Here is a 3,178-nt window from a genome sequence, read left to right on the forward strand (position 1 = left end):
CCTCCATCTCCTCCATCTCCCCCATCTCCCCCATCTCCTCCATCTCCCCTAAAGGCTAAACTGCATATGAATACGGGGGTGGAGTTTTTCTTGGACTCGTTCACCCCCTTTGAGGTGTTGTTCTACGATTTGTTCCACATCTTCGGGGGTGAGGCGACAATACCAGGTTTCTTCGGGGACAATTCGCGCATTTGCTCCCATGTTACATTGTCCCAAACAGCCAGAGGGGACAATTTCTACATCGTCGGGGAGGTCTGCGGTTTCAAAGGTGGCGAGAATTTCATCTGCTTGTCGGGAGAGACAGGTGCAGTTTTGACAGACGAAGACTTGCCGTTGGGGTTCACTCATGAGTATTGGGTTAACCTCTAGTAGGCGATTTACTTGACTTTTTTGGACATTAGGCTACAAAGCCCTACTTATACCCCTCCTGGAGTTTTCTGGCCCGTGCCGGATGAACAGGTTTCAAAGGGGTTTGATTTTGGTCAGGGTTATGAGAAATGTGTAATTGCACATGATTTTCAGGGCTTCTTCAGCCACTCAGTTAAACTGTAAGGTTTGCCTCGACAAACTTCAAAGGGCTTTTTACATCTGTAACACTACCTTCACTCATCGTTGGTATTCAGTTTAATTACAGACCACAGAGCCAAGTGCTGGCGTTTACACTTGGGTGTGATCACCCTGGCGAAGGTAGCCTACCTTTTTACAGGATTTATGGCTGAGTCTGCACGCTCGTCCCTTTCTAAGTCAACAAAAATTGAACAATGTCAATCAATGTCTAGCTTTTAACGAGCGGTGAATGGGTGTGCTTAATTTTACTTTAACAGCTTTTCTCTCCGTTCTGTTCGCACGCGCCAATACTGACCCATGTTCCGGACCCGTCGCTAAAGTGTTCTTTTTTCCAGATGGGGGCGTTATGTTTGAGGGTGTCAATGGCATAACGACAGGCCGCAAAGGCTTCGGCCCGATGGGGACTGCCAACGGCTACTAAGACGCTAATTTCGCCGATTTGTAAACGTCCGATGCGGTGGTGGATGACAATTTGGTTAATGTCGGGCCATTGTTGGCGAATGTGGGTGGCTATTTGGCGGAAAATTTCTAAGGCCATGGGTTCGTAGGCTTGGTATTCTAAGAAGACTACGGGTTTGCCGTCGGTGTTGTCGCGGACTGTGCCACTCATGAGGACGACGGCCCCGTTGGCCGCTTCGTCGGCGAGTTGGTACGCTTGCTCTAAGGACAGGGGGGCAAAGGAAATGGCAAAATGATTTTGGGTTTGGGGGGTGGGGGGAGTTTGTAGGTTAGAGGGGTTAGAAGGCATAAACAGTAAGCAGTATCCTAAGGCAGAGGGCAGAGGGCAGAGGGTAGAGGGTAGAGGGTAGGGGGCAGGAGGAAGTTTGCTTGGCTCAGAGCTATCCTGGTGATGCTATAAGTTAGGGGGAATGGGGGGGTAAGGTACACATCGGCTAAAGTTTCGACTATAGTTTATAGTTTATTGTATTGAAGGGCTTTTGTTATTGTGAGAGGACGCAGACCCATTGGTATTAATGGATACGGCAACACAACGCTACCAACTCCTTGAGGAGCTTAAACCGAATTATCAAGGTCAAACCCGGACGGTGGTGGCTCAAGATAATATTACGGATAAGCGTGTTGTGATCAAGGAGTTTTATGTTCAGGATGCGACGACTCTGAAATATTTTAAACAGTATTACCGCGATCGCGTCAAACAAGTAGAAGCCTTGAGTAATCCGGCTCTGTCTAAATATTTATATGCTTTTAAAACGTCTCGGTCGTTATGTTTGGTGCGGGAACATATTTCAGGGAAGTCTTTGGAAGATTATAAAAATTTTGATCCGGCTTTCATTAAGAATTTAATTCTAAAATTACTCGATACGTTAATTGATTTACAGAAAAAAGTCCCGGCTATTTTTCACTTAAATCTCAAGCCAAAGAATATCCTAATCACGCCTAAAAAGCAAGTTTATTTAACTGATTTTCAAGTTTTTCCTACGTCTCCGACTGCTCAAAATGGTAAAAATTACTCGTTTACGGAGTCGGGATTTACTGCCCCGGAACAGTTTAATAATTCACCCACCAAAGCAACAGACTTGTATAGTTTAGGGGTGGCATTAATTTGTTTTTTAACAGAAACGCCGTCCGAAGACGTTCATTTTTTGATCAATCAAGAGAATCGGTTTGTTTTCCGCGATCGCTTGAATTTTCTTAACCCACAATTTTTAAATTGGCTCGAAAAATTAGTTGAACCTGATCAGCGCGATCGCTTTTCTTCAGCCATTAAAGCAAAAACCGTTTTTAAATCCATTTCCGTTGCCAAAATCCCCGAAATTCCCCTCCGACATCCGGGGTTAATCTTCCAAGCAACCCGCAAAGGCCAAAAAGTCACCCAAACCTTAAAATTACGTCGTATAATTCCCACCTCCGTAAAAGAAGGAGTCTGGGAAATTGCCACCCACCCCAGTGATCAACCCTATGTTTCCCAACAGCATCCCTGGATTAAAATTTCCCCCAGTCAATTCCACCGCAGTAAACTAGAGTGTCGCATCACCGTAGATACCAGTCGCTTAATCCCTGAACAAGTGTACGAACGACAAATTATCCTCCATCAATATCATCCCAAAGAACGTAAATACTTTCTCCCCATTACCGTTAAAACCGCCAAACTCAATGCGTCTCAATCCCATCCCCTACAAAAATTTCTCAAACCCTTTCTCCCCTTAATCCGTTCTAACCCCCAACAAAAAGCCTATAATCCCTCAGAAGAAGAAATCCGTCTCTCCCTGTCTCGGTTTGGGACCCCTTCTTGGACTGAAGAAGACTTTCAACGTTTAATCCAAGTCCTCGGAGAAGCGGGATATGGGTGGTTATCCCCCGAAGGAGTCCGTCAGCAACTCGAACGAATGAAAATTAATTTTGAGCAAAATAAAGATAGTTTTAATTGAGTGCCAAATTTGTTTGACCTTTTTTGCTTTTCCATTTCCCCAAACCCCTGATTATAGACCTTAAAAAGAACTGAAACGCCCTCTGGGTGGGCATTGCCCACCCAGCCCTGTCAAGGTGGGTAACGAGATATGGCGGTTTGGAGTCGCCCTCACCCCCCAACCCCCTCTCCCAACCTTGGGAGAGGGGGAGAAAATGTCTCTCACAAGTGTCTGAAACAACG

General features: G+C 45.6%; 3 protein-coding genes. 1 reads left to right on the forward strand and 2 read right to left on the reverse strand.

The features are described from left to right. Positions 1 to 48 precede the first annotated feature (48 nt). Together PN462_RS11330 and PN462_RS11335 are read right to left on the reverse strand one after the other, a co-directional pair. Positions 49 to 348: a (2Fe-2S) ferredoxin domain-containing protein gene (locus PN462_RS11330; protein ID WP_272128326.1), complete on the reverse strand. Its 300-nt coding sequence runs from the start codon at positions 346 to 348 to the stop codon at positions 49 to 51. A 469-nt stretch (positions 349 to 817) separates the two neighbouring features. Continuing rightward, positions 818 to 1,315 (reverse strand): molybdenum cofactor biosynthesis protein MoaE, encoded by a 498-nt coding sequence (locus PN462_RS11335; protein ID WP_272128327.1) that lies wholly within the window; start codon positions 1,313 to 1,315, stop codon positions 818 to 820. 226 nt (positions 1,316 to 1,541) lie between these two features. On the opposite strand from PN462_RS11335, the gene PN462_RS11340 reads away from it, so the two are divergent. Then, positions 1,542 to 2,957, forward strand: a complete 1,416-nt coding sequence (locus PN462_RS11340; RefSeq protein WP_272128328.1) for a serine/threonine protein kinase — start codon at positions 1,542 to 1,544, stop codon at positions 2,955 to 2,957. Positions 2,958 to 3,178: the final 221 nt, after the last annotated feature.

The sequence above is a fragment of the Spirulina sp. CS-785/01 genome (assembly GCF_028330525.1).
In the GTDB taxonomy this organism is placed as follows: Bacteria; Cyanobacteriota; Cyanobacteriia; order Cyanobacteriales; family Spirulinaceae; genus JAQMSD01.

Bases quoted from the DNA above. Each gene is read 5' to 3' on its own strand.
- PN462_RS11340 (WP_272128328.1), top strand. From the start codon at position 1,542: ATGGATACGGCAACACAACGCTACCAACTCCTTGAGGAGCTTAAACCG.
- PN462_RS11330 (WP_272128326.1), bottom strand. From the start codon at position 348: ATGAGTGAACCCCAACGGCAAGTCTTCGTCTGTCAAAACTGCACCTGT.
- PN462_RS11335 (WP_272128327.1), bottom strand. From the start codon at position 1,315: ATGCCTTCTAACCCCTCTAACCTACAAACTCCCCCCACCCCCCAAACC.